Origin of the sequence: Desulfovibrio sp. DV (assembly GCF_001936595.1) — a bacterium.
Classification (GTDB): Bacteria; Desulfobacterota; Desulfovibrionia; order Desulfovibrionales; family Desulfovibrionaceae; genus Solidesulfovibrio.
On the sequence record NZ_MLBG01000006.1, the window covers coordinates 63,507 to 77,599 of the forward strand.

The 14,093-nt window shown below is 62.6% G+C and carries 21 protein-coding genes and 1 other RNA gene; 20 read left to right on the plus strand and 2 right to left on the minus strand.

Annotation, left to right across the window (positions count from 1 at the left end):
* Nucleotides 1-51: 51 nt before the first annotated feature.
* A complete protein-coding gene (locus DVDV_RS03015) occupies nucleotides 52-909 on the minus strand; it encodes a S24 family peptidase (RefSeq protein ID WP_254845208.1) in 858 nt (285 codons plus the stop codon).
* Nucleotides 910-1,056: 147 nt separating this feature from the next.
* Here DVDV_RS03015 and DVDV_RS03020 point away from each other — a divergent pair, with 147 nt between their 5' ends.
* From DVDV_RS03020 to DVDV_RS03105, 18 genes are all read left to right on the plus strand, one after another.
* The gene (locus DVDV_RS03020) at nucleotides 1,057-1,488 is read left to right on the plus strand and encodes a hypothetical protein (protein WP_075353244.1); all 432 of its coding nucleotides are present in this window, start codon (nucleotides 1,057-1,059) and stop codon (nucleotides 1,486-1,488) included.
* Entirely contained in the window at nucleotides 1,485-1,709 is a 225-nt protein-coding gene (locus tag DVDV_RS03025) for a helix-turn-helix transcriptional regulator (RefSeq protein ID WP_075353245.1), read from the plus strand. Before DVDV_RS03020 ends, DVDV_RS03025 begins: the two co-directional genes overlap by 4 nt.
* A gap of 33 nt (nucleotides 1,710-1,742) precedes the next feature.
* Entirely contained in the window at nucleotides 1,743-3,803 is a 2,061-nt protein-coding gene (locus tag DVDV_RS03030; protein WP_075353246.1) for a Mu transposase C-terminal domain-containing protein, read from the plus strand.
* A 16-nt stretch (nucleotides 3,804-3,819) separates the two neighbouring features.
* A complete protein-coding gene (locus DVDV_RS03035) occupies nucleotides 3,820-4,596 on the plus strand; it encodes an AAA family ATPase (protein ID WP_075353247.1) in 777 nt (258 codons plus the stop codon).
* Nucleotides 4,597-4,662: 66 nt separating this feature from the next.
* The gene (locus DVDV_RS03040; RefSeq protein ID WP_254845209.1) at nucleotides 4,663-5,175 is read left to right on the plus strand and encodes a winged helix-turn-helix domain-containing protein; all 513 of its coding nucleotides are present in this window, start codon (nucleotides 4,663-4,665) and stop codon (nucleotides 5,173-5,175) included.
* Nucleotides 5,165-5,524, plus strand: coding sequence for a LacI family transcriptional regulator (locus tag DVDV_RS03045; RefSeq protein WP_075353249.1), 360 nt, complete (start codon nucleotides 5,165-5,167; stop codon nucleotides 5,522-5,524). The genes DVDV_RS03040 and DVDV_RS03045 overlap by 11 nt, the downstream gene beginning before the upstream one ends.
* Nucleotides 5,521-6,141, plus strand: a complete 621-nt coding sequence (locus DVDV_RS03050; protein ID WP_075353250.1) for a DUF3164 family protein — start codon at nucleotides 5,521-5,523, stop codon at nucleotides 6,139-6,141. The genes DVDV_RS03045 and DVDV_RS03050 overlap by 4 nt, the downstream gene beginning before the upstream one ends.
* Before the next feature lie 51 nt (nucleotides 6,142-6,192).
* Nucleotides 6,193-6,444, plus strand: a complete 252-nt coding sequence (locus DVDV_RS03055) for a hypothetical protein (protein ID WP_139311495.1) — start codon at nucleotides 6,193-6,195, stop codon at nucleotides 6,442-6,444.
* Nucleotides 6,444-6,509: hammerhead ribozyme type II (locus DVDV_RS03060), an RNA gene on the plus strand. Before DVDV_RS03055 ends, DVDV_RS03060 begins: the two co-directional genes overlap by 1 nt.
* A gap of 9 nt (nucleotides 6,510-6,518) precedes the next feature.
* On the plus strand, nucleotides 6,519-6,935 hold the full coding sequence (locus tag DVDV_RS03065) for a gp16 family protein (protein WP_075353252.1): 417 nt from the start codon (nucleotides 6,519-6,521) through the stop codon (nucleotides 6,933-6,935).
* Nucleotides 6,932-7,354 (plus strand): Mor transcription activator family protein, encoded by a 423-nt coding sequence (locus DVDV_RS03070; RefSeq protein WP_075353253.1) that lies wholly within the window; start codon nucleotides 6,932-6,934, stop codon nucleotides 7,352-7,354. The genes DVDV_RS03065 and DVDV_RS03070 overlap by 4 nt, the downstream gene beginning before the upstream one ends.
* Before the next feature lie 12 nt (nucleotides 7,355-7,366).
* On the plus strand, nucleotides 7,367-7,813 hold the full coding sequence (locus tag DVDV_RS03075; protein WP_075353254.1) for a hypothetical protein: 447 nt from the start codon (nucleotides 7,367-7,369) through the stop codon (nucleotides 7,811-7,813).
* A 109-nt stretch (nucleotides 7,814-7,922) separates the two neighbouring features.
* Complete coding sequence (locus DVDV_RS03080) at nucleotides 7,923-8,279, plus strand: putative holin (RefSeq protein ID WP_075353255.1); 357 nt, start codon at nucleotides 7,923-7,925, stop codon at nucleotides 8,277-8,279.
* 2 nt (nucleotides 8,280-8,281) lie between these two features.
* Nucleotides 8,282-9,022, plus strand: a complete 741-nt coding sequence (locus DVDV_RS03085) for a transglycosylase SLT domain-containing protein (RefSeq protein ID WP_083634584.1) — start codon at nucleotides 8,282-8,284, stop codon at nucleotides 9,020-9,022.
* On the plus strand, nucleotides 9,003-9,611 hold the full coding sequence (locus DVDV_RS03090) for a cell division protein ZapB (protein WP_075353256.1): 609 nt from the start codon (nucleotides 9,003-9,005) through the stop codon (nucleotides 9,609-9,611). Before DVDV_RS03085 ends, DVDV_RS03090 begins: the two co-directional genes overlap by 20 nt.
* Nucleotides 9,611-9,865 (plus strand): hypothetical protein, encoded by a 255-nt coding sequence (locus tag DVDV_RS03095; protein WP_075353257.1) that lies wholly within the window; start codon nucleotides 9,611-9,613, stop codon nucleotides 9,863-9,865. The genes DVDV_RS03090 and DVDV_RS03095 overlap by 1 nt, the downstream gene beginning before the upstream one ends.
* A complete protein-coding gene (locus tag DVDV_RS03100; protein WP_075353258.1) occupies nucleotides 9,862-10,056 on the plus strand; it encodes a hypothetical protein in 195 nt (64 codons plus the stop codon). Before DVDV_RS03095 ends, DVDV_RS03100 begins: the two co-directional genes overlap by 4 nt.
* A 3-nt stretch (nucleotides 10,057-10,059) precedes the next feature.
* Entirely contained in the window at nucleotides 10,060-10,557 is a 498-nt protein-coding gene (locus DVDV_RS03105) for a DUF1804 family protein (protein ID WP_075353259.1), read from the plus strand.
* Here DVDV_RS03105 and DVDV_RS22030 read toward each other — a convergent pair whose 3' ends face one another.
* On the minus strand, nucleotides 10,558-10,878 hold the full coding sequence (locus DVDV_RS22030; protein WP_139311497.1) for a hypothetical protein: 321 nt from the start codon (nucleotides 10,876-10,878) through the stop codon (nucleotides 10,558-10,560).
* Between DVDV_RS22030 and terL the strand changes: the two genes are divergently transcribed.
* Nucleotides 10,871-12,508, plus strand: coding sequence for a phage terminase large subunit (gene terL, locus DVDV_RS03110; protein ID WP_075353260.1), 1,638 nt, complete (start codon nucleotides 10,871-10,873; stop codon nucleotides 12,506-12,508). The two genes, DVDV_RS22030 and terL, sit on opposite strands and share 8 nt — an antisense overlap.
* Complete coding sequence (locus tag DVDV_RS03115) at nucleotides 12,492-14,090, plus strand: DUF935 domain-containing protein (RefSeq protein ID WP_075353278.1); 1,599 nt, start codon at nucleotides 12,492-12,494, stop codon at nucleotides 14,088-14,090. The genes terL and DVDV_RS03115 overlap by 17 nt, the downstream gene beginning before the upstream one ends.
* Nucleotides 14,091-14,093: the final 3 nt, after the last annotated feature.

The following is a 14,093-nucleotide window of genomic DNA, read 5'->3' on the forward strand; positions in this document are numbered from 1 at the left end:
AAAATTGCGCGATTTTTGACACGCTATTGATCGGAGATTGATCGAAAAAGCTCACCGTATGTATTCGCGGCAGCTCCAGACTACGCGACCGATAACACGAACTGACTCTGCAAGATGGCCGTTCATATCGACTTCAATGGGCGCGTAACGCTCATTTCTACTTCGCAAGACCAGTTTTCCAGGAATCTTATCCAGGTATTTAACGAACACTTCTTGATCTACTCCTACCGCAAAGAGTCCGCCTGATATTATTGAGTTCTGGCTCTCATCTATCAATACGGTATCACGATCCATCAAAACAGGCTCCATGCTGTCGCCTGCTACGTCCATCAAGACCATTTTCTTAGGGAATCCTTTTCTTTTTAGAAAATCGAGCTTGAACGCATAATAGCCCTCCACATTCCCTTCCGTCTCCAAGCTCCCTGTCCCTGCTGCCAAGCGTGCGGACACCTTTGGAACCAACGAATAACCCATGCTCGGCGCGGCTTCAGGGGACATCCATTGCAGGTCATCCTCTGTGGCAAGGCCCGTAATTTGCGCCTCTGCGGGCGGAATTTGGGCATTGCCGGCACGCATGGGGCCAGTGCCGAAGAAAAGCCAGTCTGCGGAAACGCTAAAAGTTTCAGATATTTTTTCTATCCATCCACTTGGTATCTTTCGTCTTTTCTTGGCTGTGCCAACGGACGGTGGTGTAATATTTAATATTCTGGCTAATTCAGAATCGTTCGACGCCCCGCACGCCTCCATGACCCTTTCAAGTTTTGCCTCAAAGGATTTCGTAGAAATAGGCGGTTTCTGCGAACCGTTCTGGGAAATGTGGCTTTTATGTTTTGGTGTCATAAGATTAAATAAGTGCAATATGTTACAAGTTTCTAGCCCTTGTCGAAGCCAAAATCTTCTACGAAGCAAGCTTTAGCCTTGCATATTTAAGCTTTTGACATTAACAATTGGCTCACAGGGGCGACGGTTGTCCCGTCTCAAACGTAGCTACCAGGGGTGGCACGGTTACACAATGTCCGATGCCCGGTAAATTTCGGATCAAGGATTACGAGTTCGATGCAAAGCGCCCGCCGCCTAAGCCTGCTGGACCTACCCAGTCTCAACATGGACGCGGACATAGCGGCATCCATGAACCGGATCGTCGAAAGTTCTGGACTCTCTAGAGCCGAGGCCGTGGACAGGCTCAACGAGGCAGCGCGACGCTATGGAGTGCGGCTTTGCGGCGGAAACGCCGAGTCATTGACCCTTGCAACCTTGGAAAAGTGGCTCAACCCCAATGAAGCCAAGAACGTGCCCTCCACGCGGGCACTGAATTTGTTCTGCCACGTGTTCGGATCATCGGAACCTTTGGATGTGCTGGCTCGTTCCCACGGAATGGGCTGGAGGATCATCGACGGTGAAGATGCCAAGCTCTTAGAATGGGCGCGAATGGAACATGAAATCAAGCGTCTACGGGCGCGCAAACGCAAAATCGAGACGGAACTATGAAGCGTGAAGGAAGGAAACTACGCGCCTGGATGGTGGAGAGGGGCATTTCTGTTTCCGATGTAGCCAGACGGGCCGGAATAACACGGTCCATCGTCTCAGAGACCATTCACGGCCAGCGCAATAACCGGAAAGCGCTTCGAGCTCTGCTCGATGTGGGGTGCCCGGGGCGGCTGTTGGCTCTGCCGGAAGACATGCTCAACACAGATAGCCAAGCCGCCTAACTGAGCGCGGGCAGCGACCAAGCGGACAAGAAAATGCAAGACACAGTTACGGCAAAAGACATCGCGCGAGCACTCGGCATATCCGAGCGCGCCGTTCAGGCCAGGGCACCGAAGGAGTCCTGGGCCTTTGAGGACCATAAGGGACGCGGCCGTGGCGGCAAGCGTCGCCTTTATCCCCTGGCTTCCTTGCCTGCTGACGTGCGCCAAGCCATTGCTTCGGCCATGCTGGCGGGAGTGCCTGCCCCTGCCGTGCCTGCCGTCCCGACCAAGACAGTCTCCCCCCTGGCGTCGCTGACCAAGCATCAGCGCGAAACCGCCTTGGCTCGGCTGGCTTTTGTTCGGGAAATCGACCGGCTGGCTGTGGTCGTGCGCAAGGAAAAGGCCATCCGCCAACTGGTGGATGCGGCCCGGGACGGTTCGCTGCCGCCGCGTCTGGCCGGGCTGGTGGCCGTGGCCAATGACCGCATGGCGGACGGGCGCGGCTTGTCACGCCGTCGTTTGTACGGCTGGTGCTCACTTTTCGCCGAGGGTGGCGAGGCGGCCCTCGCCCCCAGGCACAAGGCCAAGGACATGACCGTGCCGGCCTGGGCTCCGGCCTTCCTGGCCATCTGGCAACAGCCGCAAAAGCCTACCATTGCCGACGCCTACAACCAGCTGGTGGATGCCTATGAGGGTGTGCCGCCCTCCATTTTCGCCGTGCGCCGGTTTCTGGCCAAGATGGCCGACACCGACCGGGAAGCCGGCCGCGACACCGGCAACGCGCTTCTCAAGCGCCGCCCCCACAAGCGGCGCAGCACGGACGAACTGTGGCCCACCGACGTCTATACCGCTGACGGCACCACCTTTGACGCCGAAATCCAGCATCCGGTCCACGGCCAGCCCTTCAAGCCGGAAGTCACCTTTGTCATCGACGTGGCCACCCGACGATGCGTGGGCCTGTCCATTGGCGAGGCTGAAAGCGCCGGCACCGTGCTCGACGCCTTGCGCATGGCCTGCCTGTTCGGCGGCATCCCGGCCCTGTTCTACACCGACAACGGCCCGGGGTACGTCAACAACATCATGCTCACCCCGGGTTCCGGCATGTTGGACCGCCTGGGCATCGACGCGGTCAAATCCATTCCCGGCCGGCCGCAAGGCAAAGGCCTCATGGAACGCGCGGTGCAAACCCTTTGTGACCCGCTGTCCAGGCGTCTGCCGTCTTGCTCCCATGCCGACATGGACGGCGACGCGGCCAAGAAGGTGTTCAAGATCACCCGGGCGGATGTGAAAAAGCATGGCAAATCCAAGCTGTTGCCCACCTGGGAGACGTTCAAGGCCGCGCTTTTGGCCCGGGTCGAGGAATACAACGCCGCCCCGCACCGGGGGCTGGCCAGGATCGAAGACCAGAGCACCGGCCGGCGGCGGCATCTTTCTCCCAACGAGGCATGGAAAGGGTTTGTGGCGCGCGGGTTCGAGCCGTTTAGCGTGCCCGAGGCCATCCGCGACGAACTCTTCATGCCCGGCATCCCGCGCAAGGTGCGAAACGGCGAGGTGCGGCTTTTTAACAACACCTATTTTGCCGATGCCCTGGCCGATTTCCACGGCGACTTCGTGGACGTTCGCTACGACATCTGGGACGCCTCCACGGTCTATTGCTGGACCACCCGGGGCGAGATGATTTGCACGGCGCGCCTTGACGCCAACACCATCGACTATTTCCCCAAAAGCCAGGTTGAGGCCGCCCGGGAGAAGCGGGCCAAGGGGCAGCTTTCGCGCCTGGCCGGCAAGATCGACCGCATCGCCCCAGGGGCCACGGTCCAGCTTCCCGAAGTTTCACCCGTCCTCACGCTCATGGCGGACGGCGTCACGCCGGACCTGCCCGAGGCTTTGCCTGTGGACGCCGCTTCGCTGGTTCCCGCCAAACGCCCGCTCTTTTTGGCCGAGCAGGACCGCTATGCCTGGCTCATGCGCAACCGCGACCGCTGGACCGAAGGCGATCACGGCTGGATGGATGCGTACGTCCGATCCCCAGGCTACGCGGACCTGCACGATTACTACCGCTACGAAGGCATCGCCTGGGACGGCAACGTCCTGGCCCGGGCGCAAACCGAATAGACCGACAGGGAGCAGTATGCGCAAGCAATTCGTTAAAACTGAAAACTATTCGCGTTTCACGGCCGGCATTGCCGCTGTGGAACAGCGCGGCGCGGCTGAGGCCGGCATGATGCTGGTGCATGGCGCGCCGGGACTCGGCAAGTCCCATATTGTTGGGCATTGGGCGGCCGAATCCGGGGCGGTGTTCCTGCGCGCCAATGTGGATTGGACGCCCAAGTATTTTCTGGTGGAGTTGGCCAAGGCCCTCAAGGTGGACCCTTCGGGCACGGCCCAACAGCTTTTCGGCCGTTTGCTGGAGCGTGTGGTGGAAGCGCAACTGCCCATCGTCATCGACGAGGCGGAATTCACCTTGCACAACAAGGCCGTGGCCCTGGAGAAAATCCGGGACCTGTCCGACCGGGCCGAGGTGACTGTGGTCTTGATCGGCATGGACCGCATCCAGCAGCAGATAGCCAAATACAAGCAGATTCACGGCCGCATCGCCCAGGTGGTGGAGTTTAAGCCCGCCACCCTGGCCGACGTGGCCCACGCCTGCGAACAGCTGGCCGAGGTTCGTATGGCCCCGGCGCTTATGGGCGAAGTGCATCGCATTTCCGGCGGTCGTATGCGCGAGGCCCTAAACGTAATTGCGGCCATCGAGCGCATTGCCAGGCTCAACGCCCTGGGCACGGTGGACGTGGCCGACCTGGAAGGCGCGCCCCTGTCCTTTGACTGGCAAAGCCGCACGCCCAAGACAGTCCGCCCGGTTGCCCCCGGAGCAAGCCGCGCTGCGTGCGCCGCCGGGGGGCGTTAGATGGCCTGGACAACGACAAGAATACTTAACGCCTTGGCGGAGGGGCCGAAGCTGACGCGGCAACTTATGAGCAGCTTTGGCAAAGACCGCGAATCCATGCGCCGTTGCCTTGGCCACCTTCGCCAAAACGGGTTCGTGGCCTCGGCGGAAGGCGTGCACCAGATCACGGACAAGGGGCGGCAATTCCTGGCCGATGGACGCACCATCACCTCCGGCCCTTGTAGCGGCAACGCCGCCAGCCGACGCGGCCTGAGCCTGCGGCAACGTGCTTGGCGCGCCATGGGCATGCGTGACGGCTTCAGCCTGGACGACCTGCTCACCATGCTGTGCGACGGCAGCGAAAAGGAACCGGAGCGCAACCTCTCGCGCTACCTCGCCGCTTTGGAAGCGGCCGGTTATCTTATGCGGCTGCCCCGGCGCGGCGAAGGCGGGGCCACGCGCTGGCGGTTGCGCCGCGACTGGGCCACCGGACCCGAAGCACCAGCCTTCAACACCCAAACCCGACGCCTGACGGACTGCAACACCGGGCAGGTCTTCAAGCTTGGCCGCACCGCCCCGGAGGCCGGCCATGGTCGCTGATTGGCAGGCCCTGCTAGTGGCCGAGGCGGCTCGGACGTCCATTGCCGCCACGGCCCGCCGGCTGGGCTATTCGCGCACGGCCGTGAGCCTGGCCCTGGCCGGCAAGTACCCGGGCGGCACGGACAAGCTGGCGGCCAAGGTGTTGGCAGTGCTTGGCGGCGTGGCCTGCCCGCAGCTGGGGCACGATGTGACGGCAGCCGAATGCGCCGACAAGGCCGGCGCAATGCCAACTTCCAGCCCGGCAGCCCTGCGCCTGTGGCGGGCCTGCCAGATCTGCCCGCATCGCCCGGGCGCAAACACCACCACGAAACACCGGTCCGATGCGGCCGGGAAGGAGCACACGGCATGACGACGACAGCAACGACCATCCCTGAAGGCTACCTGGAAGACGCCAAGGGGCACCTCATCCCTGAAACCAAGGTCAAGCCGGTGGACAAGCTGCGCGACGAGCTGGTGCGCGGCGTGGTGGCCGCCGCCAAGGAGGCCCAAGCGGTGCTGCGGAATTTTCGCGCCAACACCCTGGGCGACATTCAGGCCTTTGCCGATCTTTCGGCCGAAAAATACGGGGCCAAACGCGGCGGCATCAAGGGCAACATCTCGCTTTTGAGCTTCGACGGCCGCCACAAGGTCCAGGTGCAGATCAGTGACCACCTGTCCTTTGACGAGCGGTTGCAGGTCGCCAAGACGCTCATTGACGAATGCCTGACCGAGTGGACACAGGGCAGCACCGACGAAATCAAGGCCATTATCAACCAGGCCTTTGCCGTGGACAAGGAAGGCCGCGTCAACACCGGCGCGATCCTGGGGCTTCGCAAGCTGGACATCCAGGACGGCCGCTGGCGCGAGGCCATGGAAGCCATCGCGGACAGCTTGCAGGTCATTGGCTCGAAAAAGCTCCTGCGGGTCTACGAGCGCCAGGCAGATGACAGCTATGCGCCCATCCCGTTGGACATCGCGGCGCTGTAAGGAGGCATCATGGACGGCAAACAGTGTTGCAGATGCACGGAATGCGGCCACATGGGTTTGGCGCTTGTCAGCGGCGGCGAAACCTTATGCGGCAACTGCGCCAGCCGGAGCGTGACGCCTTGCGCCGCGCCGGCGGACCGGCCGGTGCCCATGCGGGTGCTGCGCAGTGCCGAAGCCCAGGCCCTGGCCTGGAAGAAGAGGGCCGAGGCGCTGTCCGGCCTCATCAACCGGGCGGCTTCGGCCGGGGCCATTTCGGCCAAATACGTCACCAAGGCCCGAAAGGTCATGGCCGACCGGGCCTAATGCGAAACCGCCCAGCCTGGGCGGTCGTCGGACGGTGGCGCGTCCGGCCTGATGAGCAGCCAAAGAGAACCATTATGCGTCCCGAATCCCGGAAAAGCCTGTTGGCCAAAATCCATATTGCCAAGAAAGACCTCGGATTGGATGACGACACCTATCGGGCAATCCTGGAGCGGTTGGCCGACCAGGACAGCGCCGCCGCCCTCACCGTGCCCCAGTTGGTGGAAGTGGTCGCCTACCTACGCAAATTGGGCTGGCAGGGACCGCCGGCCAAGAAGCCGTCGCACCGCAAGCCCGTCATCGCCGGGGCGGCCGGTTACATCGACAAAATCGAGGCCTTGCTGGCCGAGGCCAAGCGGTCGTGGAGCTATGCCGGGGGCATCGCCAAGCGCATGTACGGCGCTGAAAAACTCGAATGGCTCAAGCCCGAGCAAGTGCGTGCCATCATGGTGGTGCTTATGCGCGACGCCAACCGCCACGGGAGGCCGGCATGAGCGGCAATCAGAACCTTCCTGCTTCGGTGGCGGAACTGGTGGAGCTGATCGGCCTGGATACAGCCATGAAGCTGGTGCGCACCCTGGGCGGCACCACCTTTCCCGTGCCCAAGCGGCAAACCAGACTCGGCGAACTGCGGTTTAACATGCTGGCCGACGTGGTGGGCCTGGACGCGGCGGACGCGCTGGTCAAGCATTTCGGCGGCGGCGAGTTGTACGTGCCGAGGTGCGCGGCGGCCTTGCAGGCGGTCAGGGATGCGGAGATCAATGACTATTTCGTGGCCGAGACGAACAAAGGCCGGTCGTCGGCCGAGGTTGTTTTTCATTTGGCCCGACGATACAAACTTTCCGATAGGCGGGTGTGGCTGATTCTCAAGACGGCACCCGTCAAGCCAGATGACCAATTGCGGTTGATTTAACGGAGGGAAAGCATGAAGCGGCTTTTGTTGGCGTTTGGGTTTGTCCTTTTTCTGGTTTTTCCAGCTCATGCGGATGAGCTTGAGATTGTCCCCATTCAAGCGCCTACTGTGGCCCAATACCCGGATATTCCCGGGGTGCAAAAAGATCTTCGTGCTTTGTATGATCGTCTGCTGGCTCTCAAGAAACAACCGCAATTCGCTCAAGCAGGATTCGGTCCGGGATTTCCAGCCGGGAACAAGTGGATGCAGGACGCCATGGCCTACCGCGACAAGGTGGACACTTTGAACGTGCCGGCTACGGTCCGCGAGACTGGACCGGAATTGATAGAACTTGGCATGACCTACATGAATGCCAGACGTAAGGGACTAAAGACGTTGCAGGAAATTGATGCTCATGAAGAAGGCGTCTACAACGGCCGAAGCAAATTGGCTGAAGTCATCTGGATGGATGTAAAGTAGCTCGCTGAACTCCTTCATCTATCACCGCCCCCGTCGCACCGCCTAGTATAGGCGGCGTGACGGGGGCGGCTCCATTTCCGCCTCCAAACTGCAATGCAAGGAGGCGTTCATGCTCAACAAATTCCAGATTCATGCCCCGCGTCTGGTTGCCTGCTCTGTGGCGGCGGCCGTGCTGGTGACGGCGTTGGCCCTCATTTCCCCGGTGCAATTGCCCGTGCTGCTCTACAAGCTCGCCCAGGTTTTGCTGGCCTGCTATGCCGGCTACTGGATCGACCGCTGGCTGTTCCCTTATGCTCGTCCGGACGGCTACCTGGCCCGGGAATGGCGCGCCCATGACGGCCTCTACCCCGACGACGAGGCGGACCATGCCGTGGTGCCGGGCTATCAGCTCATCTTCGCCAGCGCGCTGCTGCGCCGCGCCTTGATCGTCACCGGCTGCATGTTGGCCGTTTGCCTGGGGCTGTAGCCATGGGCCGCGTCCTGGCTGCCATGTTGCGGCCCATTCCTGATACCTGGCTGAAACTAGCGGAGCAGGCAACCGGCTTCATTTGTCGGCACTTCTTTGAAGGATTCTGGCACGGCGTCGGGTTTACCCTGGTGGCGCTGCTTGTGCTTCTTGCCATGCTTTCCCTGGCCCGGGCCGAGTCCATCCCGCCCGAGGCCCTGCGCCACCGGGCCGAGCTGACCCGATGCTCCCGCTATGCCTTTGGCCTTTCCGCGCCGGTCGCTACCCTGGCGGCCCAGGTCCACCAGGAAAGCCGTTGGCGCGAAACCGCCGTCTCCCTGGTGGGCGCGCGTGGTCTGGCCCAGTTCATGCCCGCGACGTCCAAGTGGATCGGCGACATCGTGCCCGAACTGGCCGGCAACACCCCGTTTAACCCTGGCTGGGCGCTTCGTGCCCTGGCCGAATATGACAAGTGGCTGTGGGACCGGGTGGCTGCCCGGGACGATTGCCAGCGCATGGCCATGACGCTGGCCGGCTATAACGGCGGCCTGGGCTGGGTGCAGCGCGACAAAGCACTGGCCAAACGCCAGGGCGCGGACCCGTTAACCTGGTTCGGCCAGGTCGAGCGGTTTAACGCCGGCCGCTACGCCGCCGCCTTCCGGGAAAACCGGGGCTATCCCCGGCGCATCCTGGGGACGCTCGAACCGCTCTACATCCGGGCCGGCTGGGGCCAGGGGGTGTGCCATGCCGCTTTGGCTCAATAAGTGGGTATGGGCCGCCCTGGCGGCGCTTGTTGCTTGCGCCCTGGCCTTCGGGACCGGCTACCGGACCGGCTTTGAGAAGGCCGACGCCGCCCGTCGGGCCGAGGTGGCCGAGCTTTCCGCCCAGGCCGAGACCTGGAAGACCGAACAGGCCAAGGCCTGGGCCGAGGCGGAACGCAAGGCGCGCGAAGAACTGGAGGCGGCAACCAACCGGGTCAACGCCCTGGCCGGCAAGCTGGACCGGGCTAAGCGGGAAAGCACGGCCAAAATCAAGGACATCACCAGGAGGATACCACGTGCGACAGCTGGCCTTACTTGCAATTTCGGCCCTGATTTTGTGCGGTTGTACAATGAAGCCATCGGTGCCGCCGGTCGTGCCGGTGGTGGTGCCATGCCCGAAGCCGGTGCTGCCGCCGCAGTTGCTGGAGCGCCCGACGCCGCCCCGGCCGTTGGTCCCGGATTACGACCTGTCCGCGCCGTGACCCCGGCCGATATCCTGGCCCATATCCGCGACTTTGGCGCACGCAGCCAGGACATGGAGGCGCAACTGGACGCCTTGATCGACCTGGTTACGGACAACGGGGGCCGCTGATGGACGCCGCCACCTGGGTATCGCTGGGCGTCAACGTGCTCCTGGGCTTGGTCGCCTTTTTCGGTGGCTTGTGGGTCAATAGTCTCAAGGAGGCGCAAAAGCGCGTTGACGCCGAGGTGGCGTCCCTGCGGGAAAAGGTGGCGGAAGGCTGCGTGCGCCGCGACGACTATTTGCTGATGCGGACCGAAATGTTGGACCGCCTCAAGGCCATCGAAGACAAACTGGATCGTCTCATTGGAGGGGGCAAATCATGAGCGGAAACGAAGCGGGAGAAACCACGGAAGTGGCGCTCCTTCGCCGCATCGACGGCAAGATGGACACGGTGGTGGATCGTCTCGACACCGTGGAACGGCGGGCCATGGTGGCCGGGGCCTGTTCCGGCTCCCTGGCCGGTGGCGTGGCGGCCATCGCCATCGGCTATATCCGGGCCAAGATGGGCTGGTAGGCCATGGCCCACGGCAAGCACAAGATGGAAGCCCTGCGGGCGGCGTATGTCCACGAACGCCTGCCCCTGGAGGCAGCGGCGGCCAAGGTCGGCGTGCCTGCGGCCACGGCCACCCGCTGGAAGCGCAAGGCGCGTGAGACCGGCGACGATTGGGACAAGCTGCGGGCCGCCTGCTTACTGGCCGGTGACGGCGTGGAAGCGGTGGCCCGGCAGATGCTGGCTGACTATGTGGTGCAGCACAAAAGCCTCATGGAGCAGATAGCGGCCAACGATTTGGCGGCGGCGGTCAAGGTGGGGATGCTGGCCAGTCTGGCCGACAGTTTCAACAAGACCGTGGCGGCGTCCAAGCGCGTGCTGCCGGAAACCTCCGAACTGGCTACGGCGCTTTCGGTGCTGGACAAGTTCGGCGTGTTCATCCGCGACCACTACCCCCAGCACGGCTCGGCCTTTCTGGAAGTGTTGGAGCCGTTTGGCGCGGTCGTGGCATCATACTATGGATAACTACAACCAGTTAAATATCTCTTTTTCGAGTTCAAGATTAAGGCATTTTTCATTGCTAGCGCATACTTCTTCAAGGAGTTCAGCCAGAATTAATTTACAAGTTTTATCTGCTCTGTCCTTCTCTATTTTGGACAAGAACTTTTCAAAAACATCAAAAGACACTCCTTTTACACGCACATAATTATTTCCTGAAGGAGTTGGAAATGGGAAATGGATATATAATACTTCAAAATTTTCCTGGTATTCGACTTTTGAGATAAAGTTCTTGCTTATTGTTTTTTTATCATCCTCTAAAAATGGGCATAATTTTAGAATGGGCAAGCTCAAACCAAAAACTTTTCTCGCCGAACTGGCCAAGCTGGCCGAAGGCCTGCGCCGCACCATCGAAGCCGAATGCGGCGGCTTTGCCTCGGACCCGGCCGCCTCCCGGGAGCGCCGCGAGCGCGTGCAGGCCGACTTCGCCTTTTTCCGCCACACCTATTTCCCCCATTACAGCCGGTACGGCGACAGTGTGCTCCACACCTGGCTGGATACGACCCTGCCGGCGCTGGTGGACCACCCGGACGGCCAGCGGCTGGCCTGTGCCGCGCCGCGCGGCGAAGCCAAGTCCACCATCGTGGCCATGATCTTCGTCTTGTGGTGCTTGCTGACCGGCCGCAAACGCTACGTGATCCTCATTGCCGATGCCTTTGAGCAGGCCGCCGCCTTGCTGGAAGCGGTCAAGGCCGAACTTGAGGCCAATCCCCGCCTGACCATGGATTATCCCGAAAGCGCAGGCCTGGGCCGGGTCTGGAACGTGGGCGTGGCCATCACCGCCGGCAATGCCAAAATCCAGGCCTTTGGCAGCGGCAAGCGGATGCGCGGCCTGCGCCACGGACCGCATCGGCCGGACCTGGTCATCTGCGACGACCTGGAAAACGATGAGAACGTCAAAAGCCCGGAGCAGCGCGACAAGCTGCAAAGCTGGTTGCAAAAGACGGTTCTTTCGCTTGGCGAGGCCGGCGACACCATGGACGTGATTCTGGTGGGCACGGTGCTGCACTACGATTCCGTGCTGGCCCGGCTGCTTGGCAATCGGCTATGGCGTGCGCGAAAGTTCCAGGCCGTGATCCAGTGGCCCGACCGCATGGACTTGTGGGACCGCTGGGAGGAAATCCTGCTGGCCCTGGGGGAGGAAGTGGCCCAGGTCTTCTACAAGAAAGCCGGGAAGGCCATGGAAAAAGGCGCGGTGGTTTCCTGGCCGAGCGCCCGGCCGCTTTACAAGCTCATGCTCAAGCGCGCCCGGGACGGCCACGCCGCCTTCGACTCCGAACAGCAAAACGACCCGCTGTCCGGCGAGGATGCGCCCTTTGCCAGCTGCATCACCTTTTGGGTGGAGCGGCGCGACGACTGGTTGTACTTCGGGGCCTTGGACCCGAGCCTGGGCAAGGCCGGGGCCGGGCGCGACCCCTCGGCCATCCTGATTGGCGGCTATTCCCGGGAGCGCGGCGTGCTCGACGTGGTCGAGGCGTCGATCAGAAAGCGCGTCCCGGACCGCATCATCGAAGACGTCATCACCTTTCACGAGCGCTACCGCTGCCTGCTGTGGGTGGTGGAGGCCGTGCAGTTCCAGGAATTCCTGCGCACCGAGTTGATCCGCCGGGCCATGTTGCGCGGCTTGGCCATCCCGGCCCGGGCCGTGAGTCCCATCACCGACAAGGCGCTTCGCATCGAGGCCCTGCAACCCTATTTCGCCCAGGGCCGCATCCGCCTGCATCCTTCCCAAAGCACGTTGGTTGAACAGCTGCGGCACTTCCCCAAGGCCGACCATGACGATGGCCCCGACGCCCTGGAAATGCTGTGGCAGGCCGCGACCAAGGGCTTTGCCGCCATGGCCTTTACCCGCGTGCCCAAGGCCGGCGGCCGCAACCTGATTCGCAAAGGACGCCATGACCATGACGACGATGATTGACCGTTTGAAGGCCGCGTTTACCGCCTTCAAGGGCGGGGCCAGGGGCGGGATGCAGACGGCCTCGCTGGGCGCGCTGCACAATGACTACATTGCCAGCCTGACCGGCGGGCTGACGCCCAAGCGGCTGGAAGCCCTGCTGCGCGCGGCCGACGATGGCGACATTGTGGGCCAGCATACCCTTTTTGCCGAGATCGAAGACCGCGACGAGCATATCCACGCCGAGCTGTCCAAGCGCCGCCGGGCGCTCCTTTCCATCCCCTGGCGCATCGAGCCGGGCAAGGCCGGCGGCAAGGGGGCCGAGGCCGTGGCCGGGGCTGTGCGCGAACAGGTGGAGGCCATCCCGGACTTCGAGGATATGATCCTGGATATGGCCGACGCCATCGGCCATGGCTTCGCCTGCCTGGAATTCGAGTGGAGCCATGATGGTTCCCGGCATCTGCCGGCCGGCCTGCACCTTCGGCCGCAAAACTGGTTCATGCTTGCCCGGGACGGCTCCCTTCGCCTGCGCGACAATACGCCCGAAGGGCAAGAACTGTGGGGCCTGGGCTGGATCGTCCACCAGCACCGCAGCAAGTCCGGCATCTTTGCCCGGGCCGGCCTTTTCCGCGTGCTGTGCTGGACCTACCTGCTCAAGCAGTATTGCCGGGGGGACTTCTCACAATTCCTGGAAATCCACGGCCTGCCCATGCGCCTGGGGAAGTATCCGGCGAACACCAGCGACGAGGAGCAAAAGACCCTGCTGACCGCCTTGCGCGCCTTGGGTTCCGACGCCGCCGGCATCATCCCGGAAGGCATGGAGATCGAATTCAAGGAAGCGGCCCGTGGCAGCGAAAAGCCGTTCATGGCCATGCACGACCTGTGCGAGACCGGGCAATCCAAGGCCATCCTGGGCAGTACGCTGACCACCGACACCAAGGGCGTGGGCAGCCAGGCCCTGGGCGAGATCCACAACGAGGTGCGCCTGGACATCCTGGCCAGCGATGCCCGCCAGCTTGCCGGCAGCCTGACCCGGCAGCTCTTGGCCCCGCTGGCCTATCTCAATGAGGGCGTGACCGATCCGGGCCTGCTGCCGCGTTTTGTCTTCGATCCGTCCCGGCCCGAAGACCTGGAAAAGCTGGCCAAGTCGCTGCCGGATTTGGCCGAGGTCATGGACATCCCCACCCGCTGGGCGCACGAGCGCGCCGGCATCCCGCTGCCCGAGGATGGCGAGCCGGTGCTGGTGCGCAAAAGCCAGGGTAAGGCATCCGGGAATGACCGCGACGAACCCGGCCAGGCAGGCAAGGCAAAGGCCGAAGCCACGGCGGCGCTAACGGCCGAGGGCGGCGACGATCCGCGCTATCCCGACCAGGACGCGGTGGACGCGGCCGAGGTGCCCGAGGCCGTGTTGACGGCCCTGGCCAGGGACATGCTGGCCCCGATCTTTGCCGAGGCCGAAAACGGCGTGGCCCCGGAGGCGCTTCTGGGCAAGCTGGCCGAGTTGTACCCCCGGATGGATACCACGGCCCTGGAGGAGCTGACCGCCCGGGTGCTGTTCGTGGGTGAGCTGTGGGGGCGGCTTTCGGCCCAGGCCGAGGCCGAATAGCCC

Coding starts and splice junctions, on each gene's coding strand:
- DVDV_RS03055 (WP_139311495.1), top strand. CDS start 6,193: ATGGGTTTGGCGCTTGTCAGCGGCGGCGAAACCTTATGCGGCAACTGC.
- DVDV_RS03045 (WP_075353249.1), top strand. CDS start 5,165: ATGGTCGCTGATTGGCAGGCCCTGCTAGTGGCCGAGGCGGCTCGGACG.
- DVDV_RS03100 (WP_075353258.1), top strand. CDS start 9,862: ATGAGCGGAAACGAAGCGGGAGAAACCACGGAAGTGGCGCTCCTTCGC.
- DVDV_RS03085 (WP_083634584.1), top strand. CDS start 8,282: ATGGGCCGCGTCCTGGCTGCCATGTTGCGGCCCATTCCTGATACCTGG.
- DVDV_RS03115 (WP_075353278.1), top strand. CDS start 12,492: ATGACGACGATGATTGACCGTTTGAAGGCCGCGTTTACCGCCTTCAAG.
- DVDV_RS03070 (WP_075353253.1), top strand. CDS start 6,932: ATGAGCGGCAATCAGAACCTTCCTGCTTCGGTGGCGGAACTGGTGGAG.
- DVDV_RS03080 (WP_075353255.1), top strand. CDS start 7,923: ATGCTCAACAAATTCCAGATTCATGCCCCGCGTCTGGTTGCCTGCTCT.
- DVDV_RS03030 (WP_075353246.1), top strand. CDS start 1,743: ATGCAAGACACAGTTACGGCAAAAGACATCGCGCGAGCACTCGGCATA.
- DVDV_RS03040 (WP_254845209.1), top strand. CDS start 4,663: ATGAGCAGCTTTGGCAAAGACCGCGAATCCATGCGCCGTTGCCTTGGC.
- DVDV_RS03090 (WP_075353256.1), top strand. CDS start 9,003: ATGCCGCTTTGGCTCAATAAGTGGGTATGGGCCGCCCTGGCGGCGCTT.
- DVDV_RS03025 (WP_075353245.1), top strand. CDS start 1,485: ATGAAGCGTGAAGGAAGGAAACTACGCGCCTGGATGGTGGAGAGGGGC.
- DVDV_RS03095 (WP_075353257.1), top strand. CDS start 9,611: ATGGACGCCGCCACCTGGGTATCGCTGGGCGTCAACGTGCTCCTGGGC.
- DVDV_RS03065 (WP_075353252.1), top strand. CDS start 6,519: ATGCGTCCCGAATCCCGGAAAAGCCTGTTGGCCAAAATCCATATTGCC.
- DVDV_RS03075 (WP_075353254.1), top strand. CDS start 7,367: ATGAAGCGGCTTTTGTTGGCGTTTGGGTTTGTCCTTTTTCTGGTTTTT.
- DVDV_RS03020 (WP_075353244.1), top strand. CDS start 1,057: ATGCAAAGCGCCCGCCGCCTAAGCCTGCTGGACCTACCCAGTCTCAAC.
- DVDV_RS03035 (WP_075353247.1), top strand. CDS start 3,820: ATGCGCAAGCAATTCGTTAAAACTGAAAACTATTCGCGTTTCACGGCC.
- DVDV_RS03105 (WP_075353259.1), top strand. CDS start 10,060: ATGGCCCACGGCAAGCACAAGATGGAAGCCCTGCGGGCGGCGTATGTC.
- DVDV_RS03050 (WP_075353250.1), top strand. CDS start 5,521: ATGACGACGACAGCAACGACCATCCCTGAAGGCTACCTGGAAGACGCC.
- terL (WP_075353260.1), top strand. CDS start 10,871: ATGGGCAAGCTCAAACCAAAAACTTTTCTCGCCGAACTGGCCAAGCTG.